Annotated in this window: 13 protein-coding genes; 9 read left to right on the top strand and 4 right to left on the bottom strand. The window is 39.7% G+C overall.

What is annotated here, in order from left to right:
• Window positions 1-195 precede the first annotated feature (195 nt).
• From panP to VPNCDNU1_RS13290, 4 genes are all read right to left on the bottom strand, one after another.
• A complete protein-coding gene (gene panP / locus VPNCDNU1_RS13275) occupies window positions 196-1,842 on the bottom strand; it encodes a pyridoxal-dependent aspartate 1-decarboxylase PanP (RefSeq protein WP_104400753.1) in 1,647 nt (548 codons plus the stop codon).
• A gap of 126 nt (window positions 1,843-1,968) precedes the next feature.
• On the bottom strand, window positions 1,969-2,481 hold the full coding sequence (locus VPNCDNU1_RS13280; protein ID WP_104400754.1) for a hypothetical protein: 513 nt from the start codon (window positions 2,479-2,481) through the stop codon (window positions 1,969-1,971).
• A gap of 140 nt (window positions 2,482-2,621) precedes the next feature.
• Entirely contained in the window at window positions 2,622-3,530 is a 909-nt protein-coding gene (locus VPNCDNU1_RS13285) for a lysine exporter LysO family protein (RefSeq protein WP_104400755.1), read from the bottom strand.
• 24 nt (window positions 3,531-3,554) lie between these two features.
• Window positions 3,555-4,478, bottom strand: a complete 924-nt coding sequence (locus VPNCDNU1_RS13290; protein ID WP_104400756.1) for an HDOD domain-containing protein — start codon at window positions 4,476-4,478, stop codon at window positions 3,555-3,557.
• Window positions 4,479-4,895: 417 nt separating this feature from the next.
• On the opposite strand from VPNCDNU1_RS13290, the gene VPNCDNU1_RS13295 reads away from it, so the two are divergent.
• From VPNCDNU1_RS13295 to VPNCDNU1_RS13335, 9 genes are all read left to right on the top strand, one after another.
• Window positions 4,896-5,483: a TfoX/Sxy family DNA transformation protein gene (locus VPNCDNU1_RS13295; RefSeq protein WP_104400757.1), complete on the top strand. Its 588-nt coding sequence runs from the start codon at window positions 4,896-4,898 to the stop codon at window positions 5,481-5,483.
• An 806-nt stretch (window positions 5,484-6,289) separates the two neighbouring features.
• Window positions 6,290-7,312: an ABC transporter permease subunit gene (locus VPNCDNU1_RS13300; RefSeq protein ID WP_104400758.1), complete on the top strand. Its 1,023-nt coding sequence runs from the start codon at window positions 6,290-6,292 to the stop codon at window positions 7,310-7,312.
• 2 nt (window positions 7,313-7,314) lie between these two features.
• Window positions 7,315-8,358, top strand: coding sequence for an ABC transporter permease (locus VPNCDNU1_RS13305; protein ID WP_104400759.1), 1,044 nt, complete (start codon window positions 7,315-7,317; stop codon window positions 8,356-8,358).
• A gap of 26 nt (window positions 8,359-8,384) precedes the next feature.
• The gene (locus tag VPNCDNU1_RS13310) at window positions 8,385-10,211 is read left to right on the top strand and encodes an extracellular solute-binding protein (RefSeq protein ID WP_104400760.1); all 1,827 of its coding nucleotides are present in this window, start codon (window positions 8,385-8,387) and stop codon (window positions 10,209-10,211) included.
• An 18-nt stretch (window positions 10,212-10,229) separates the two neighbouring features.
• Window positions 10,230-11,096, top strand: a complete 867-nt coding sequence (locus VPNCDNU1_RS13315; RefSeq protein ID WP_104400761.1) for an ABC transporter ATP-binding protein — start codon at window positions 10,230-10,232, stop codon at window positions 11,094-11,096.
• A gap of 8 nt (window positions 11,097-11,104) precedes the next feature.
• Complete coding sequence (locus tag VPNCDNU1_RS13320) at window positions 11,105-11,962, top strand: ABC transporter ATP-binding protein (protein ID WP_104400779.1); 858 nt, start codon at window positions 11,105-11,107, stop codon at window positions 11,960-11,962.
• A 560-nt stretch (window positions 11,963-12,522) separates the two neighbouring features.
• Window positions 12,523-13,380, top strand: coding sequence for a hypothetical protein (locus VPNCDNU1_RS13325; protein ID WP_104400762.1), 858 nt, complete (start codon window positions 12,523-12,525; stop codon window positions 13,378-13,380).
• A gap of 29 nt (window positions 13,381-13,409) precedes the next feature.
• Window positions 13,410-17,477 (top strand): zinc-dependent metalloprotease, encoded by a 4,068-nt coding sequence (locus tag VPNCDNU1_RS13330; RefSeq protein WP_104400763.1) that lies wholly within the window; start codon window positions 13,410-13,412, stop codon window positions 17,475-17,477.
• Window positions 17,478-17,525: 48 nt separating this feature from the next.
• On the top strand, window positions 17,526-20,123 hold the full coding sequence (locus VPNCDNU1_RS13335; RefSeq protein WP_104400764.1) for a hypothetical protein: 2,598 nt from the start codon (window positions 17,526-17,528) through the stop codon (window positions 20,121-20,123).
• Window positions 20,124-20,240: the final 117 nt, after the last annotated feature.

The following is a 20,240-nucleotide window of genomic DNA, read 5'->3' on the forward strand; positions in this document are numbered from 1 at the left end:
TTTGGGAATTAAATGTCTATAATATGACAAGCCTCAAACTTAATTTCAGTTCCGAAATCCTGTTGTTGGAGAAATCGCTCAAATAGCACTATTTGCGCCTATTTTATTGTGATCAATTTTCAATGACGGAAAGAAAATTTCATTTCTGTAAATTTCAAAAATATGTGTGTAGAGTTGCGTATTTTCGTTATTGATTTATTTTTCTAGTATTTTATTAGAAAGCTCAATAACTTGAGACATTAATTGTGGCAACTCAGACGCAATTTCTCTTTGCTCTTGAAGAACCGATTGGAGTATGTCTTCAGAAGTCAGTGGGTTGGCGAGTACTACACGAAATACGATGGTATGCCTAAATCCCCATTTTTCAGGGTTTAATCGAGTTCGAGAAACAAATGTTTTACCTGTCTCCCGTTGTTTTTTCTGAATCTGCTTCGTTAACGCATTTAATGCTTCATGTAATTCGTCTAATTGTTCATCGCTCGCAACTTCAAGGGCTTGCCTTGTCACTTCTGGAACATATCGGTACGTGAGTAAGCATAGTTCTGGTTCAGTCACCAGCTCAAAGTCGGATTGTTTGGAAACTAGGGAAGCAAAATATTTTGCTTTATCGATACTCTGATCGATAAGCAATTCGTAACCAGGTCGGCTGATAATATGCATGCTTGAATAAACCAGCATTGCCATTCCTGAACGCGATCCTTCTAATGTATGGCTGCCTAAATCCTTCGATCCCTTACGCAATATATATTGGGCATGATGTTCAATGGCGGTCATGGCACTTGGATCTTTGAAAAGCACCATTCCCGCACCCATAGGGATGTAAAGCTGTTTGTGGGCGTCAATTGTCACGGAATCCGCTAGCTCGATGCCTTTAAGCAAATGACGGTGGTTATTAGACATTAATGTCGCACCACCCCAAGCTGCATCCACATGGAAGTGACAATTGTGAGCCTGGCTGATCCGAGCAATATCTTCCAATGGATCGATGTTGCCTGTTTCCGTAGTCCCAGCAACCCCAACAATAGCAAATGGCTTAATGTTACGTTGCTTCAGGTCGGAAATTTTTTGTTCGAGATCGTTCGGACATAGTTTGTTTTGATTGTCGGTTTTAACCGAAACCAAACAATCTCTTCCCAAGCCAAGGACATCTGCGGCTTTATTTAAAGAGTAATGACCACGTTCGGATACCAAAATAGCCAAACCTTCATAGCCATAATGCTTCATGGCTTTGAAAATCCCCTCTTTTTCCACACCGGTAAACTCGCCGTCTGGTCTTAAAGCGTTGTTTCTTGCAACCCATAGCGCTGTGATATTTGCGATGGTTCCACCAGAACAAAAAGCACCAAGCGAATGGTTCGCGCTGTGCATCCATTTCTGATAGAAGTCGGGTGTTTCTTGGTAAATTAACCCGTGAAGCATTCCGAGTACTTGGCGTTCAAGAGGGGTAAATGCTTTCGATGTTTCAATTTTTACCAAGTTCTGATTTAACGCAATCATGATTTTAGAGAGCGGCATCAGGAAGTAGGGGAGTGCCGAGGTCATGTGCCCAATAAAACTTGGTGCCGAGGTATGAACAGATTGAGAAACTAAATTGTCCAGTAAGCTTTGTGTGTGTTCAGAGACAAACTGAGGTTGTTCAGGCAAATAGGGGTTAGAAAATTGCTTTTCAATATCGGCTAAAGGCTTTTCTTCAGCAACGATATGTTCTCGCAGAAACTGATTTAAGTTTTGCGATAGCTTATTTTCAATGTGACCAAGTGTTGAGTCTGGTGCTTCCGGCACAGTAAATATTTTCAGCAAACTTTCAAAGCTTACATCTGCTGTCTTATTCTCAGATACCATAACCTTATTTACTTATATTTCTACGTTTGCAAGCGGGTCAATCTAAACGAAAACGGGCGCAAAGTCCCGTCTTAATTATTACCATTTTGTATGTTTGGCGAAACTTTAACCTGACGTGCCAGTGAGTTATTGGCAGCGTTCCTGTTCTAGTTTACTGATGCTTTGGTTGTACTTATTCAAAGCACTGTCGATCTTTTTGGGATGACTTAGGAGTTCAGCAAAGGCGGTTCTTAATTCGTAGTTTTGGGAATGCGGTTGAGATTGACGATCATCGAAGGTGGCTTTGGCGAGTTGACCAAGTTTATCGCTTCTAGATGCAAGTACTTTAATTTCTTTTTGCTCAAGCTTTAACCATGCCTCAACTGGTCGCTCAGTAGCAACTTTGCTAGGGTCATTGCTCAAATAATAATGTACAGCCTCTCTATTGAGCTCGAAGTGATTCTTTCTTCCGTTCAAAAACCATTGACCAACATCGGTGAGTGCTGGGTTATCTTGAATGGTAAAAGAGACGAGGTCTTCATACCAAGTCAAAGAAGCATCAACATAATTGTCGTATTTCTTTTCTAAGCACAATGCTTGATCCGCATGCACGAATGTTGATGAGCTAGCTAAAAGTAGGGCGAAGGCAAAACGTTTCATTGCGAGTTCCTTTAGAGTCAGACTTCAGGCTATTTGGGTTTGTTAAATTATTGATGCCCGAATAACCTTATTTTAATCGTTGATTTGATAGAGGTAAACGTTTCATCTCTAACTCTTTGAGATATGAGGGGACTGTTGGTCTACGTTCCGCTTAAAGATACAAAAAGTAACATTAAGACCGGAACCAATAAACTCAAAATAAACCCACTAACAATCGCAATGGGAACGCACCGTATTCCACCAGTCGATTGTATGACGGGGAGAGTAAAATCCATTGCGGTTGCTCCCGCATATCCAATTGAGGTACACGGAAATCTTTGGACTAACATTGGTATTAACGCAAGTGCTACGAGCTCGCGTGCAAGCTCCAATATAAATGAAGCACCACCATAGACGGGTCCAAATGCGTCTCCCATTAAAATACCTGATAATGAATACCAGCCAAACCCTGAAGCCATGGCCATACCTTGGAAAGGATCGATTTCAAGCATTAGAGATGCAATGTAGCCGCCGAATAGAGATGTCGAGATTATTGCCACTGCGATCAGCATACCGTGTTTATTAATCAAGATTTGCTTAAGAGTTAATCCACTATTTCTAAGTTGGATTCCAATGAAAAGTAAAAGAAATAGAAGAACAGCTTCGCTCGTTTGGTCAATCCATTGGAGAGAGAAAAGCGATAACAAGCCAATGGCCAAGCCAGAAGATACGACAAGTACCAATTTGACGGACTCCATCATCATCTTATGAAAAGGTAATTTCGCAGCAGTACTTTCGGTTTGTACGGGGAAATACTTATCTAAAATAGGCAGTACTAAAAGGTTTGCGAGCCCAATGGTAATGAAAAAAGTTGCCGCAATCTTTAGAATAAGCTGGAGGTTGCTAGAAAGGTTATCCAGTGCCGCGAGGCTCAAACCCATCAAAAAGAGAATAAAATAGATTAAGTAATGCGTGATTCGGTTGACGTAATCTAAGTAAGATTTATTGGTGAAAGGAAGGAGGTAACCAATCACCAAAGGCGTGAATATCAGAATCATCCCTGAATACATAAAATCCTCGAAATGTCAGAGAGATCAGAATCCAGTTGAATTCATTATCTTTTTAATTTCATTTTCGAAGTCAGAATCTGAAAGGTTGCTTAACTCGTAGAGTACTTCTGCGCCATCTACATCGAATTCAACTTCGTGCTCGTCAATCTCATCATCTTCATCACGGAACATTAGAAGATGGTTTGCTATTCGAGCAACATCCAAGTAAGTGACTGGATGAGCTTGTTCTTCTACTGATTTATTCGTCGCGACTTCAATAAAGTCTCGATCAAACCCCCAGCTTTTTAGTACAAGTTGGCTGGTGACGGCGCAGCGCGATTGGAATATTTGAAGCGCTATGTCGTAATCAAGGTAATTGCCGCGATCGAGATACAGGTGGTATTCATTAACAAGGCAGAAAACACCAATATCGGCAAGAAGACCACTGAGAAGCGCTTTCTCTACTTCCAAGTATTCGTATTTATCACCTTCTTCTGTTGCTTGGAATGAACGAGCAACAAGAACCATCGTTGCCGCCAACCTCCGAGATACGGACGCGCTATTCGTTAAAACATGGTTGCATTCTTTATTGAGGTTGACCGAATTCTTTAGCTGTTCGATGGCTTGCGCTGTGACTATATCTCGAACGCGAAGGATACCTAATCGTGATACCGCTGTTTGCAAATCGGTACAGGTAATATTTCTGCGATTAAAAACGACAGAATTAGCAACACGGATAACTACGGCGGTGAGGCTCGGATCTTCCATAAGGCACTCTGCAATATCTGGGATGCCAGTAGTATCCATTGTACAAAGTTGCTGGATCTTCAAGACAGCATCTGGAATTGGCGGAAGACTGATCTTGCCTGTATTTATGGATTGCTCCACTAATTGAGCAAATTCGGACTCAAGCCCTTGGAGCAGTAACTGGTTGTTATGGGGTAACCAGTAAAATGATAAATGATTCATTTGGGTACTTAGAACAGTCTAATATGGGCTTCATTTTAGCGCGCTATCTATAGGTCGCGCAACAAAACGCACAAGAAAAAAAGTCCAGTATTTCAGTACATAAAGGCTCAATAAACCGAGCGTTTCCGACATTTTAACTGTGGTTGATTACCTCTGTTACATAAAGATGTGATGTATATTCACTTTTTTGCTTATTGATACAGAGTTACTGTGAGCAATATCTTAACTTATTTCATTCAGTTAAGTATGCGGTTTCATAAAGGTAAATTTCATCATAAACTTCGAGTCACATTTCTAATTTTGAAGTGTTTTTTGTAACCGTATATTTGGTTGCATCTCTAAAGTCGATATTTATTTAATATTCGGCGCTTGTGTATTGATCGGGGGGTTAACACATAAGTTTGGAGGTTACAGAACATGAAGGAATCAATGTTCTATGATTTTGTTGATCAATTTGGTAGTTATCAGAAACGATCAATGTTCGGTGGAATTGGCTTATTCAACGAAGGAGCGATGTACGCACTAATTACTAATGAAACAATTTTTATTCGAGGCGGTGGAAACCTAGATAAGAAATTGACAGAGCTTGGATGTGAAAAATATAAGCATGTTAAAAAGCAAACGACAGCAATTGTTAACTATTATGACATTACTGACTTGTTTGACGCCATGCACGAGGAGCTAGAAAGCATCGTTCGAGCATCTATAAATTTCTCTAAACAGCAAAGAGCTTTTCAAAAGTCTAAAGACAGTAGAAGATTGCGTGATCTCCCAAACATGCAATTAACCCTAGAAAGAATGGTGAAAAAATCCGGTGTAGAAGATGTCAGTACTTTTATGCGGTTAGGACCTGTTGATGTATTTAGACGTGTTAAGCAAACGTATGGCGGCGAAGTGGATATTCGCTTGTTATGGAAATTTGCTGGTGCAGTGAAAGGTTGTCACTGGAAACTGATTCAAGAGCAGCAAAGGGATGAATTGCTTGCATTGTGTCAGGAAATATAAAATTTGAATTAGCAAAAAGGCTCGCATTCGCGAGCCTTTTTTAATATCTACATAACTGTCATTAGTGTAATTGGCAGTTATGTATATAAAAAATGTGAGGGTATTAGAAATAGTAAGCTAAGAAATAGTAGTAATCGGACAAACTGTTAATAGTGTTATCGAATCAATTAACCATATATGCCCATCTGCCTCATTATATTGTTGAATATTATTCAAGCAACAATACCTATACTTATTTATGTTTGTTTTGTCAATAGGGTCTTAATAAGTGAGCCGGATTTTAAGGATTAATGCCAGCTTCTCGATACTAAATATTTTTTAGATGAAAGTGTCATTTTTGAGACTCTTGTTGGATTTTAATTCTTCATATTTACAAATGGACATACTTACAAATAAAAAGACATGATTAGGAAATAATACGGCTCTTGAAGTTGTTAACTGTTTTTTTGTGTTAATGCGGTGTTAAAATTTGAGGCTAACAATATGTACAATATTTAAATCTTAATTAATTCGTATTTTTAGGTTGTTTATCTATAGTTTGTATTTGGTTTAGGGAAACGTTTGCTGTAACCAGAAATTTGATACCGCGTATCATATAAGAAACACATAAATATAATGGAATAAGGTAGTTTCAGATCCAGTCTGACAAGAACCGTTTAAGATAGTTCAGTCTAGCTAAAATTGAAGCTGTACTGGGACATTGATGTTCAATCCAGCTCCGTCGAATTTCACGGTATTATGAATACTATAGTGAGTGAATGACATTTTTGTGACGGAGAAGTAAAAGACTCGGAGAAGGTCGGTACGTGTTATCTTATTTTTTACGCCGCTTAGGGCTTGTTATTCCAACATTTTTGGGAATAACCATTCTAATTTTCGCCATTACACGGTTTGTTCCTGGTGGTCCTGTTGAGCGAATGCTCGCGAACATGCAACCACAAGGAGACAGCGCGTCAACATCGGTAGCTGGTGATAGTTCTGCATTGTCAGAAGACCAGATGGCAGAATTGAACGCATTCTATGGATTAGACAAACCTGTACTAGAGGCCTACGTTGACTGGCTCAGTAAACTTGTTGTTCTAGATTTTGGAGAGTCAACTCGTTACTACGAACCGGTAACCGATATGATCGCCGAGAGATTACCCGTCTCTCTGTTTTACGGCGGTATGACCTTCTTTATCAGTTATTTTATATCGATTCCTTTAGGCTATTACAAAGCCCTCAAGCACGGCAGCGTGTTTGACTCATCTTCTTCAATTCTTATTTTTCTTGGGTATGCCTTACCAGGATACGTAGTGGGTGTACTGCTGATTACGTGGTTTAGCTATAACTTAGAGTGGTTCCCGATGGGAGGCTTTGTCGGAGATGATTTTGACGACTATGAAACGGTTTACGAGCGCGTCAAAGACATTATGTGGCACGCCATTTTACCTTTGATTTGTTATCTAATTGGTGATTTTGCAACGCTCACTATGACCATGAAGAATAACCTCATGGAAAACCTTTCCTCGGATTACATTCGAACAGCTATCGCTAAAGGATTACCGTTTCAAAAAGCAGTAAGGAAGCACGCGTTACGCAATAGCTTGATTCCAATTGCCAGTCACTTTGGTAACTCTTTATTGTTCTTTATGTCTGGGTCTTTCTTAATAGAAGTAATTTTCAATATTGATGGCATTGGTTTGCTTGGGTATGAGTCCATTATGGAACGTGATTACCCAGTAGTCATGGGGATAGTCGCCATTAACGCCATAATGCTTTTGGTCGGTAATATTGTATCTGATATCTGTGTTGCGTTGGTCGATCCACGTGTGAAGTTTGGAGCGTGATGATGTTGAATTTAACGCCTTTAACAAGAAAGAAAATCAAACGTTTTAAAGAGATTAAACGTGGCTATTGGTCTTTCCTAATCTTATCTGTGCTGCTTGTTGCGTCTCTATTTGCAGAAGTTTTTGTAAACAGCAAAGCGTTAGTCGTTAAGTATCAGGGTGAATGGTTTTTCCCTGTAGTGAGTGATGTTCACCTTGCAGAAACGTTCGGGCAGACACATTCAGGTGAAGCTAATTACCGTGAGTTGGCTAAGTCTTTTGCAACGTCCGATAGTGATGATTTCGTTTTGATGCCAATTGTTCCTTGGAACCCGTATGAACAAGACTTTAGTGGCGATTTCCCTCCAACGTCTCCTAATGCCGAAACTCAGCATTACTTAGGAACAGATGTTATCGGACGCGATATTCTCGCTCGACTTGTTTATGGTTTTAGAATTGCCATGGGCTTTGCGTTACTCACCATGGCAATTTCGTATGCGATTGGTACCGCTGTTGGCTGTGCGATGGGCTTCTTTGGAGGAAAGTTTGATCTTTTTGTTCAGCGCCTTATCGAAGTTTGGTCAATGGTTCCGTTCCTTTATGTCATTATGATTTTGGTATCGATCACTCAGCCCACTTTCACACTGTTTGTCGCCATAAATGTTCTCTTTAGTTGGATGGGTTTGACTTGGTATATGCGAACCATGACTTACAAAGAGTCGGCGCGCGAATACGTTATGGCTGCAAGAGCACTAGGTGCGAGCACTTCAAGAATTCTATTTAAGCATATCTTACCTAATACTATGGTAATGATCGTCACTCTTGCTCCGTTTACCATTGCAGCCAACATTACCGCACTTACGGCGTTGGATTATTTAGGTTTGGGTCTACGTCCTCCAACACCAAGCTGGGGCGAGTTGTTACAACAAGGCAAATCTAATTTGGACTCACCATGGATTGTGTCTTCGGTAGTTGCTGCAATTGTATCTGTACTTATTATGGTTACGTTCATTGGCGAAGCGATACGTGCAGCCTTTGATCCAAAGAAATTTACTCGTTACGTATAACTAGAATAATTAAATAGGGAATGTTTATGAAAAAGATAGTCATAGCTGCGTTGCTTTCTGCAACAGGATTTGCAGCTCAAGCAGCTTCCTTACCGGAAGGGTTGAACTGGGAGACAAACTGGGATGAACCTTTGATTGGTTCAGAAGAAGCAAAGCGCGGTGGAACCTACAGAACGCACCTCCTCAGCTTCCCACAAACCTTGCGTAGTGTAGGCCCCGACTCGAATTCAGGACTACGTTCATACTTTCTAGACAGCGTTCCATCACTAGTTGGGCAGCATCCCGACACGTTAGAGTGGATTCCGGACTTAGCAAATGAGTGGGCATTTGCTGGTGATAATAAAACGGTTTATTTCAAATTGAATCCAGAAGCTGAGTGGTCTGATGGTGAAAAGGTAACAGCAGACGATTTTGTTTTTATCTTAAAGTTCTTCCGTTCAAAAGATATTGTTGCTCCTTGGTACAACACTTACTACACAGAGCAAATTGCTGATGTCGTTAAGATTGACGAACACACAATCGCTGCGGTATCTGCCATAGAAAAAAATCCAGACGAACTACTGCGTATGCTTGGTAGCCTTCGACCTAGACCTGAGCACTTTTATAAGCCTTCCAAAGATGAAAACGGCGATGGTATTGATGATAACTTTGTACGTAAATACAACTTTAAAAGTGAACCAACGACTTACGCTTATTATCTAGACAAAGTGAAAAAAGGTAAAAGCCTAACCTTTAAACATGTCGGCGACGATTGGTGGGGATACAGCAATCAGTATTACAAAAATCGTTTTAATGTAGAAAAAATCCGCTTCAAAGTGATTCGCGATAACGATATTGCCCGCAAACATTTTGAAAAAGGCAATTTGGACGCATTTAGTGTCATTCTTCCAGGAATTTGGCACGAAAAAACCAATACAGAACCTTACCAAAAAGGTTATATACACCGCTTCTGGGGCTTTAATGAACGACCTCAAGGTGCAGGGGGGGTATGGATTAACTCCTCTAAGGCTCATTTGAACGATATCAATCTTCGTCAGGGCATCATGTATGCGACTGATTACGATGGAATGATCGAAAAAATTACTCGTGGTGATTATTCTCGTAAGCCACACGCCATGGGCTTTGGTCATGGCAAATACGATATGCCAACCCCTGTTCCACCTAAGTTTGATCCTGAGTTAGCAGGAGAGTTTTTTGCTAAAGCCGGATTCGACAAAGTGGGGGCTGATGGTATTCGAGTTAACGCAAAAGGAGAGCGGCTGAGTTTTGCTATTACTTATGGCTACAACTCTTGGACCCCTCGAATTGCATTTCTCAGAGAACAAGGAAAGAAAGCTGGAATTGATTTTTCATTGAATCTGGTTGATGGTTCTTCCGCGTTCAAGTTCATTTTAGAGAAAAAGCATGAACTCGCTTTCCTTAATATGGGCGGACGTGAAGTACCAGCGTATTGGGAATACTTCCATTCTGCTAATGCTAACAAAGCTCAAACCAATAACCATACAAACTTTAGCTCACCAGAGCTAGATGCACTGATCATGCAGTACAGACAAGAATTTAATGTAGAGAAAAAGCATAAGCTCTCTCATCAAATTCAACAGAAAATTACGGAAGCCCATGTAATCGTCCCTGGGTACATGGTGCCTTATACTCGTGAAGCCCACTGGCGTTACCTGAAATACCCACAGCAAGCAATGAATCGTTTTACGGATAGCATATTCCCAATAGATCGTGTTGTAGGTTTCCACACTTTCTGGATCGATGAAGAAGAAAAGAAAGCAACGAAGAAAGCGGTAAAAAGCGGAAAAACATTCGAACCAGTAACGGTTATGGATACGCGTTACAAGCTTTAGTCAGTCAGGAGTAGTGGTATGTCTGCGGAAACAATATTAAGTGTCAGAGACCTAGAAACAGAATTTACAACCGACGATGGCGTTGTGAAAATTCTTCATGGGGTCAACTTTGATGTAAAAGCTGGTAGAACCTTAGGTATCGTTGGCGAATCAGGGTGTGGAAAGAGCGTCACGTCCATGTCCATCATGGGGCTTCTTCCAAAGCCTTATGGTCGGGTTACTAAAGGTGAAATATTGTACCGCGGAACCGATCTTGTCACTCTTCCACCTGAAGAAATGTACAAAATGCGCGGTGATAATATTTCGATCATTTTTCAAGATCCAATGACCGCGCTAAACCCTGTACATACGATAGGTAGGCAGTTGAACGAAGTTCTGGAGTTGCATCGTCCAGAACTCTCTAGAGCGGAAAGGAATGCATACTCGCTTGAAATGCTTGAAAAAGTACGTATTCCAATGCCTGAAAAAAGGTTAAACGAATACCCGCATAATCTATCTGGTGGAATGAGGCAACGTGTCATGATTGCAATGGCACTGGCGTGTAAGCCTGATATTTTGATCTGCGATGAGCCAACCACTGCACTTGATGTGACGGTTCAAGCTTCAATTCTTGAGCTTATGCGTGAGCTTCAAGAAGAGACGGGAATGGCGATGATATTCATTACTCATGATCTTGGTGTCGTTGCGGAAATATGCGATGACGTAGCAGTAATGTATGGTGGTAAAGTTGTCGAATATGCTGATGTATTCGATTTATTCGACAACCCTCAACATCCTTACACAGAAAGGTTGATGGGTCTTATGCCAAGCTTGGATGATGAACCAAAGCAACCCATTGAAATTAAACCAATAGATGTTAATGCATTTCCCGAGTTTAGAGGTTAATGGCTGTTATGGATGAAGTACTAAGAATTGTTGACCTTAAACAGCATTTTGTGTCTGGCAAAGGGATTTTAAAGAAGGGCTACACCGTAAAAGCAGTAGACGGTGTTTCGTTTTCTGTTGCTCGTGGTGAAACACTGGGGTTGGTTGGCGAATCGGGGTGTGGGAAAAGCACGCTTGGGCGCACAATATTAAAGCTATTTGAACCAACAGAAGGCAGAATATTTTTCGAAGGTGAAGATATAACCAAACTAAGCCCACGACAAATGCGCCCCCTACGTAAAGACATGCAGATTGTCTTTCAAGACCCAATGGAATCTCTCAACCAGCGCCATACGATCGGAATGATATTAGAGGAACCCTACGTAATTCATGGTGTGGGAACTAATGAAGAACGTAAGAAATGGGTATTGGAATTACTAGAAAAAGTGGGATTGCCTGCTAATTCAGTTGAACGTTATCCGCATGAATTCTCTGGTGGGCAACGTCAGCGTATAGGCATCGCTAGAGCGATAGCGCTAAAGCCTAAGCTTCTTATATGTGATGAATCTGTATCTGCATTGGATGTTTCGGTACAAGCTCAGATTCTTAACTTGTTACTTAGATTACAGAAAGAAATGAACCTTGCGATGATTTTTATCTCACACGATTTATCTGTAGTTCGTCATGTATCAGACAGAGTTGCGGTAATGTACTTTGGTAAGATTGTTGAGCTAGGTAACGTCAAAGAGATATATGACCATCCCCAAGCAGATTACACCAAAACACTTTTATCAGCGATACCGATTACACACCCTAAATATCGTGAGCATAAAAATACAAAACCACTCCCTAAAGACGAAAATGAAAGATTATTAATAGATGGTTAAATGTATTTACATTTAAAAGATGAAGTAAGTCGAATATTAATAATTAGATACACTATACAAGATGAACTTTATCTAAAATTAAGAGATAGTTAATATTAGGTTTAAAACCTATCAAACTAAATATAGTTTGCTCATACGGATAATAATCAAACTATATAGCACACCTATTATAACAAAGTCTTGGCTGGGCTTGATTGAGTATTTAATGCTCATTTTATATCGTAAAAGGAATTACAGGACAGACAGTATATGAATAAACATCAAATCTAATTATAGAATTATTTAGTTATACTTAATAAATAATAGCTATGGAACATTTCATAGTTACTCTTACTATTTGTTTTATATATCTGAATAAAACCTCAGTAATTAATATTGTTATAATATAACACGTTCCGTTTTGGCGAGCGCAATATTCTTATGTCTTTTAATTACTGTTAATATTTTGAAGAGTAGCGACTGAATTAATTTCAGTAAACCTTTTTATCCCTTTCTTTTTTTAGGGAAGGTCGCGTGCACTTCAAATTTAGGAAAACTAAACAGGAAAAACGGAAACGTTTATGCAGCACACAAATAAAATTGCGTTGCCAAAACTTGTTTTAATGACTGGTGTTTTAGCCTCGTGTAATGCGTTGGCAGATGAGCAAAAGGAAGTTAAACAGGAAGAAGTAACGAACAGTGCCGTTCAGGAAGAAGTAGTTGAAGCGAAATACGGTGGTAGCTTATCGCTCGGCTATCAAACCAATATTTATCATCCAGATGACTATCGTTCTTCGCGTACCCTAACATGGAGCGCTAGTTTTTCGGCTACTGAAGGTGACTATAGCGCATTTGTATCCACAGGGGCGAGGAGGGCATTGGAAGATAAAACAGGTGATTTCTTTACTGATTCAGTAATTGGGTTATCACACTCTAGCCTTACCAAGTTTGGTGATAGTGGGAATGTTTCTATCAGCGGACAATTTACTATTCCTACGTCTGAAGCCTCACGAAAAGACCAATTGAATACAGCATTCCGCCTTGCATTACCGGTGAGTTATAAGATCTCGGATGTTAGCTTTTCATTATCACCTCGAGTAAGAAAGAGCTTCCATAAATATAAAACCATTGCAGGTAAATCTTTAGCCGAATGGACATATTCGATATCAGCTGGAAGTAGCTATTCAATTGGTAAGTTTTCACTATCTGCTTCCGTTCTCGGCGGTAATACGATCAGCTATCAAGGTACCAGAAGATCCAGTTTTAGCTATCAAGGAAGCTTATCCGGCAGCTATAAAGCGACAGATAACATAAGTCTTTCTTTAAGCGCTTCATCCAGTGGCGTATACGCAGATGCCGAGCGAGGCACTCTAGGAAATATCGAACTCTTTGACAGTGAAAAAGCGGTTTATGCCGCGACAGCAAAGATTTCTTTTTAGGAAATAAAAACAACAACAGGTAGTTACTTATGAATTTTAAGAAACTGAGTTTGGTCACAGCAGTAGGTGCGGCACTAGTAGGCTGTGGTGCTGATGATCAGGCATACGAATATGTAGATAGAGATGTATATGAATATGCTCTATCTAGTCTTACTGCAGGAACTCCTCGTAAAGTAAGCGATGAGAATTGTGTAGACTGCTACGAAATTCCAGTAGATGGTTTGTGGTTATTCCAACAGTCTATGGGCGATCTCTCTAGAACATCTCAAAATACCCCATATGCATACGACTATATTAACGGCGAAAGACTTGTAAAGCTTAAGTTCACTCAAGATGGTCTTGTTGCCGAGTTAGTTGAAGGTGACATTACTTTTGATGGGGAAACAACCCGATTCCCACAAGAACATAATGAACCACGCTTGTTCACCATCACTGGTACTTATGAAGGTTATCAATGTAAAGAAGATTCATATGGTGACTGTACCAATGCAGAAGAGAAAATATCTGACCCTAATGTAAGGTGGTGGCAAAAAACTCACTTCACACCTGATTTTGTTAGTCTGGACATGCACGATGAGCAATATTTCTTCGAGAAGTGGCTAGGTGATAAACAAAGTAAATCTTTGACTCACCTTGAGTTCGATCCCAAGAACGCAGGTGTAATCAACATTGAGCATGAACACAATATCGTCTCTAAAGCTGGCAACCCAGAAAAAGCAGATGTTTTTTATTCATTAGTTCGCCTGGATAAGTTAGCCACTCCGGGATATCAAGCTGTTCATTATGACTTGGAAGAGCACAGTAAGTTTGGTCTATTCAAAACTTCATATGAAAAGCTAGATGGTAATTACATTCCAAACCAAAATGGTCATGAGGGGTACTTTATAAATCGCTTTGATCCTCGAAAAGATCGTATCGAGTATCAATTAAGTGATGAATTCTTCCGCAAAGATGCCAATGGAAACCTTGTAAATAAAGCATGGCTAGACGCTACGATCAAAGGTTTTGATTATATAAATAACAGTCTAAAAGATAATTTTTCTGCTAACGGTAGATTAGTTCCTGAACTTGTTATTACAAACCAAAATGAAGCTGTTGGAGCTAAAGTAGGCGATATCCGAACCAACGTAATTCATATTGTACCCGAAGCAAGTCAAGCTGGGCTGCTTGGGTTTGGACCAAGTACAGCTAACCCACTAACTGGAGAGATTGTAAGTGCTTATACGATCATGTATCCGGGCGTATCTAAGATGGGAGTTAGCAGTGGTTGGGATGAATTAGCAAGACTATATAACAAAAATCAGCTAGCACAACCTTACGAAAGTGAAGGTATGAGTGCTGGTGCTGTTGCATCCAATGCAAGCTATATTGGTTCTCATTTGGCTACTGTAGAGAGTGAAGATGTTACAGCGGTAAGATCTTTGGCTAGACAATCTCCTGCTCCAGTTGATGTTCTGCCTAGTGAAGATCTTCCTGAGTATGAGCAAGTAGATCTAGATGCTGAGCTGGAAAAAGAAAACAAGCGCCTCCAATATATGATGGAAAACAACATGTATCCGGCTGAGCTTTCATCCATTTCTTCTAAGATCGTGGCAAATAAGACTGATATAACTGAACTTGATTTCTTTGAAGATGGATTTTTTACGAATCCTCAAGCGGATGCACAGTTTAGAACTTTGAAGTCGTGGTCTGATTTATCCCCAGTTCAACGCGATGCTGTTACTCACTCCTTCACGGTTCATCAATACTTGACTACTCTTGTACACGAGATTGGTCACAATATTGGTTTAAGGCATAACTTCTCTGGTTCGTTTGACCACCATAATTTCTACACGAAGAATCAAGCTAGTGCTCTTAATTTGAAAGGAATCTCAGCTACGTCTTCAATCATGGACTACACCCCTTCTGAGATTAACGTACACCCTGCATTTGGTCTTTATGACCGAGCAGCTCTTCGATTCGCATACCAACGGAAAGTAGAGGTGCACCCGGAAATAGATGAGAATATTCTAACCCGCTCTGAAGTTAACTATGCAAAAAGTACAGCGAAGTACGAACTGCTAGATTTAGCATCATACGATGACCAAAAACGTAAAGACCTGAGTGAACGTTCTGCATTATCCGAGCTTATCTATAACTCAGATCTAACCCAAAGCGGCAAGGAATTAAAAGAGTATAAATTTTGTACAGATGGTAGAGGTCGAGCAACGAGTGAGTCTGGTTGTTTGGTCTTTGATGAAGGGTCGAGTTTTGAAGAAATCACCGACAGTTTAATCGCCCGATACCATAGAACGTTTGAATCACGTAATTCAAGAAAAGATCGTGTCGAATTCAATGAAAATGATCGCGCAAGAAGTAAATACTTCTCACTACATCGTGATTTTCAACGCTCAAATATGATTGTTGACGACTATTACAGAACGTATTGGAGAGGTGACTATAAAACACCAGAACAAGCGTGTAGTGACGTTTCCACAGGTAGCCTTGAAGAGCGTTGTGACATCACAAAAGCAGCTTATAAACAAGCATATTTCTATTTGGATCTTTTAAAAACGCCTGAAAAGCAATGCTTGCTAGAAGTTGATTTCGATCCAGCACTTCCAGATGGCACATTAAAGCAACGTCATGTTTGGTCTTTAGCTAATGCAAATTATCTAGCAGGTCTTGTATCTGACTCATACGACTGGCGTAATAAAATGCCAGTGTCTTGCTTTGATAGTGATATGAAAACGCGGATAGATTCTAACCCTAGGGAAATTGTGTCCAACGGAGTTAGCTATGCTCTTCAATATACTGTTATTGGCGAGACAAAGCATGGAAGTTACTTAAACAAAGTTACCTTCAATAATCGTGCAAGTTCTGAGTGGGCTTCATATATTGGTTATGAAGTTGAGCATCTAGGTACTTGGATGGATAAACTACTAGCAATGGGGTACTTATTAGAGCCATCAGGTCTAAAAGGTGTTGATTTTGCTTTAGTGGATTTACCAGGGGTAAGAGAAGAACTCAACAATTTGGTAGAGCACTGGACTAAAAATGCTAAGCTGCCAGAAGCTTCACCTATTGCAAAAAGTTTCTCGAGCCTACACGATCCGTATGCGTTTGTTGATTCGCAAGGGCGAGAAATAGATACTGTCGCGTACGTTCCGAATTGGGTTGGAACATCTATCCGCTCAACTCCAAATAGCTTATCTTGGAGATTAAACTACTGGTATGGTACGAATAGAAGTGGGTCTACACCTATTGCTAAAGCGATGCTATACACGATATCCAAAAACGATAGCTCTAGAACGGATCTCTTCAAACCGGAAGCGTTCGATCTACTAGAAAAAACAAGTATTCGTGAAGTTGGCGGTTATGTTTCTCATGAGCCAAAATACATCGATATTTTGGGTAGTGAATATGTTGCAGGTAAAGATAACTCGATAGCTTCAGAGCTTATTACTCAAGTGCAAAACTCGAAAGAGTTTATTTCTACTCAATACGGCCGGAGTGAGATCGCTTCTCATTTACTGACTCGCGACAACATATTGGGTCAGCTAAAAGAATCTTCGGCAAATGCTGTAACCAGTGATGTAAGCGTTAAAGATTACCTTATTGGTTCAGCGGATGTCAGCGCATTGGCTACATATGGTCAAGAAATATTACCTTGGGTTGCTAGTGTAAATGCAGAGTTTGATAAGCGAGGCTCTACTTTCTTAAGTTACGAAGTTATTTGGGATGCGCGTGAGACTTTAATCAATTCTAAGGAGCTGGTTTGGAACGAAGACCGTGGTTGTTGGGTATTAGGTCGAGTTGGTTGTATGTTCGGAACTGATCAACGAATTGAAGGTGGTCTATTCAATACTTCAGTTAATAGTGCTTCTCAAATAGCTAAAGTAATAAATGAACAAAGCTACACATCAGCCCTTGCGTACTTAAGAGTTTATTACACTGGTTTGGAAACATTGAGCCCTCTTTATTCAGCTACTACAGCAGCTATTGAGTCTGCAATCAATGAGCCTGCATCTACATCAGAGTTCATTGATCTAATTGATTCAGTTGGTTTGAGAAGCTTAAATATTATTGAAGAGAACGAAGACGTTACTCAGTTCTAATTAAAATGGGCTGGGTAGTAATACCCAGCCTTATTCATGGAGTGAAATATGAAACGTACAATACTAGCTAGTATTCTACCTGCCTTACTTTTGACTGCTTGTAATAAATCTAGCGAGTCAGATAACACAGAAACTTCTGAAAATAATAAACCTAACAGTGCTGCTTCTAGCTTTACGAATATTAAAGTCGTTGATGGCTACTTAGCTAACGCAAATATATATCTTGATAAGAATAATGATGGTGCGATTAATTCAGATGAGTTCGTTGGTAATACCAATGAAAAAGGTGAGTTTAAGCTAAAAAGCTCTGATATTACAGGTCCTATTGTAGCAACATCAGTCCCTGGCCAAACAAAAGATCTTGATAATCCAGCGCATATCGATATGACTGGCTTTAAATTGTTTGCTTTAAAAGGAACAACTATAGTATCTCCACTTTCTGAATTAATTTATGAAGAGGCTCTAAAGCTAAAGGCTGGCAGTACTGAAAGCATAGAAGCATATGTCGAGCAAGCTACACAAAGTGTACTAAACGAGCTGTCTCCCATACTAAATGGAAAGGACATAGATCTAAGACATTTTGATTTTATAGCGGAAAAGAATGGTAAAAATTCTGATGTCGCTCAAAAGCTGCATAAAGTAGCTCAGTCTCTTGTTGAGGCGGAAAAGAATGGTAACAATCAGTTTCTTATAGAACTACTACCATATTTCGTTGATGAAGCTAGTGCTTTAACACCGTCGCAGTTGGGTAATGAAAAGCTGTTCTTCACCGCTGATTATATTGATTTAGGTGACGGGCTTGGTTATGTAGAAAATGTTGATACAGTTGTAAGACTTACTCCAATTAAAGAGGAATTTAGTCGCTTATACGAAAATATCTCAAAGGCAGGAGTTACAGTTGGTGATGTAATTCCTGAGCAAACTTTTGAGTTGGATAATTTGTTTTCGGATGAAGTAACTTTTGAAATCGTTAACACTTCGGGAAATACTGTAGATGTAATTAATGGAATAAGCATTACAACTATTGCTGCAGTTGATGAAGTTTTAGGGGAAGGTGACGCTGTACAACAAGCGTACGAACCTGCTAAATTGACTATCCATGGGTTCCCTAATGAACCACTAGAAACAAAGTTTGTTTTAAAAGTTACTGAGAGCGTTTCTTCTGGAAAAGGTAGAGTCGCATATCTAGATTTTGAAGTCCCGGTAAAGCCAAAGTACGCTCTACCAGTCCTAACCGAATTTGGGGCTAATGCAATTGATAGTTTGTCGGAAAGGCTTGACGCTCAGTTTATTCCTGGATCATTAATTTTGGTTGGAATAGAACCAGAAAGAATGTTCCAAGTGATGGAGCAAGAACGAGCTATAGGCGAAAAGGGATATCAAATAGAGGCTTCTAGCGACTTGGGTAGCTTCCTATTAATAGAAGTAAAAGACATTCCTAGCGAATTTCTGACTCAACTACACACTAGTTTTGAGTTGAGTCAGGAACAGTTAGAGTTACTTGATAACCCATCAGCATGGGTTCTGTTAGGTAACATATCTGATAATGCAAATGGTCAATATCCTATAAGCATCAGATTCCAACACGAAGTAATAGGTGATGATGGCAGTGCTATAGCTGTTGTTTCTACAAGCCTTGAGAAAATTACCGATATCAATGTGATTCAGCAAACTTATGTAGATCAGTTAAGTTTATTGGAGAGTCAAGAATACTATTTTAAATCCAATCCTATAGATGTCAGTGATTCAAATTTGACGTACTGTCGCAAGCTAAAGTTTGAAAACGGTGAATTACTGATTACTGCTCTTCCTAATAATGTATTGCCGAGATGCAATAGCGCTGAGGCATACATAAAGGTTGGGAATTACGCAGTAGGTGAATATGGAATTGAAGTAACCCGTGATCAAGCTGCTTCACTGTTGAACTTTTCAGTCGTGAATACAGAAGTAGAAGCTTTGGGGCAAATTCAGATTGAACTTACTGATATCCATGGTGTACGTTCTAAATCGGTTGGCTATTTTAATACCCCGGTCTCGGATGATCCTCTGACTGAAGACGTAAATGAGTCAACTCAAGATTATTCACATGTTATTGAAGAAAAGATCTTTCAAGACTTAGTATTTCTGGATATCACAGAGCATCAGAAAAATGCAGAATCCAATCCTTTATATTTGACATATAATGAAGGAAGGAAATTATTTACTGTGAAAAAAAATCTCAGTCCGCTCCAAATCCCTTCCAGTGTATCTATAAGAGCAGTGTATGAAGAAGGAACTAGTTCTTCAGAACCTGCTTTATATCTTGAGTATGGAAAAAACTGTGAGCTTCTTGATATCACAAACAACTATATTGGTGGTAATTCTCCAAAACTTAGTATGTCATATGCATATTCATCTACAGGTGACGTGATTCCACCAGTAAATGCCTTCGATTCTAATGGGAAATGCAGAATTAGTTATGACTTAACCAAACTAAATTCTGACTATATTCTAGGAGATTTTTTCGATATTCATGTTAAGCATAAGCCCGATTATATTGATTTTGTAGACTTTAATAGAATGCAATGGATGACCTCTGATGGCCATAACTACCATAGGCTTGAAAAGTTAAGAGCGGAATTTAAACCGAGGAATAATAGCTTATAGTTTATAACTTCAAAGCCCCAACACTAAGTTGGGGTTTTTTTACATCAACATTAAATTGAGCTGACAACTAGCGAATACCAAACATAAAAAAGCCAGAGACTAAAATCTCTGGCTTTC

Source organism: Vibrio penaeicida, assembly GCF_002933855.1.
Lineage (GTDB): Bacteria > Pseudomonadota > Gammaproteobacteria > Enterobacterales > Vibrionaceae > Vibrio > Vibrio penaeicida_A.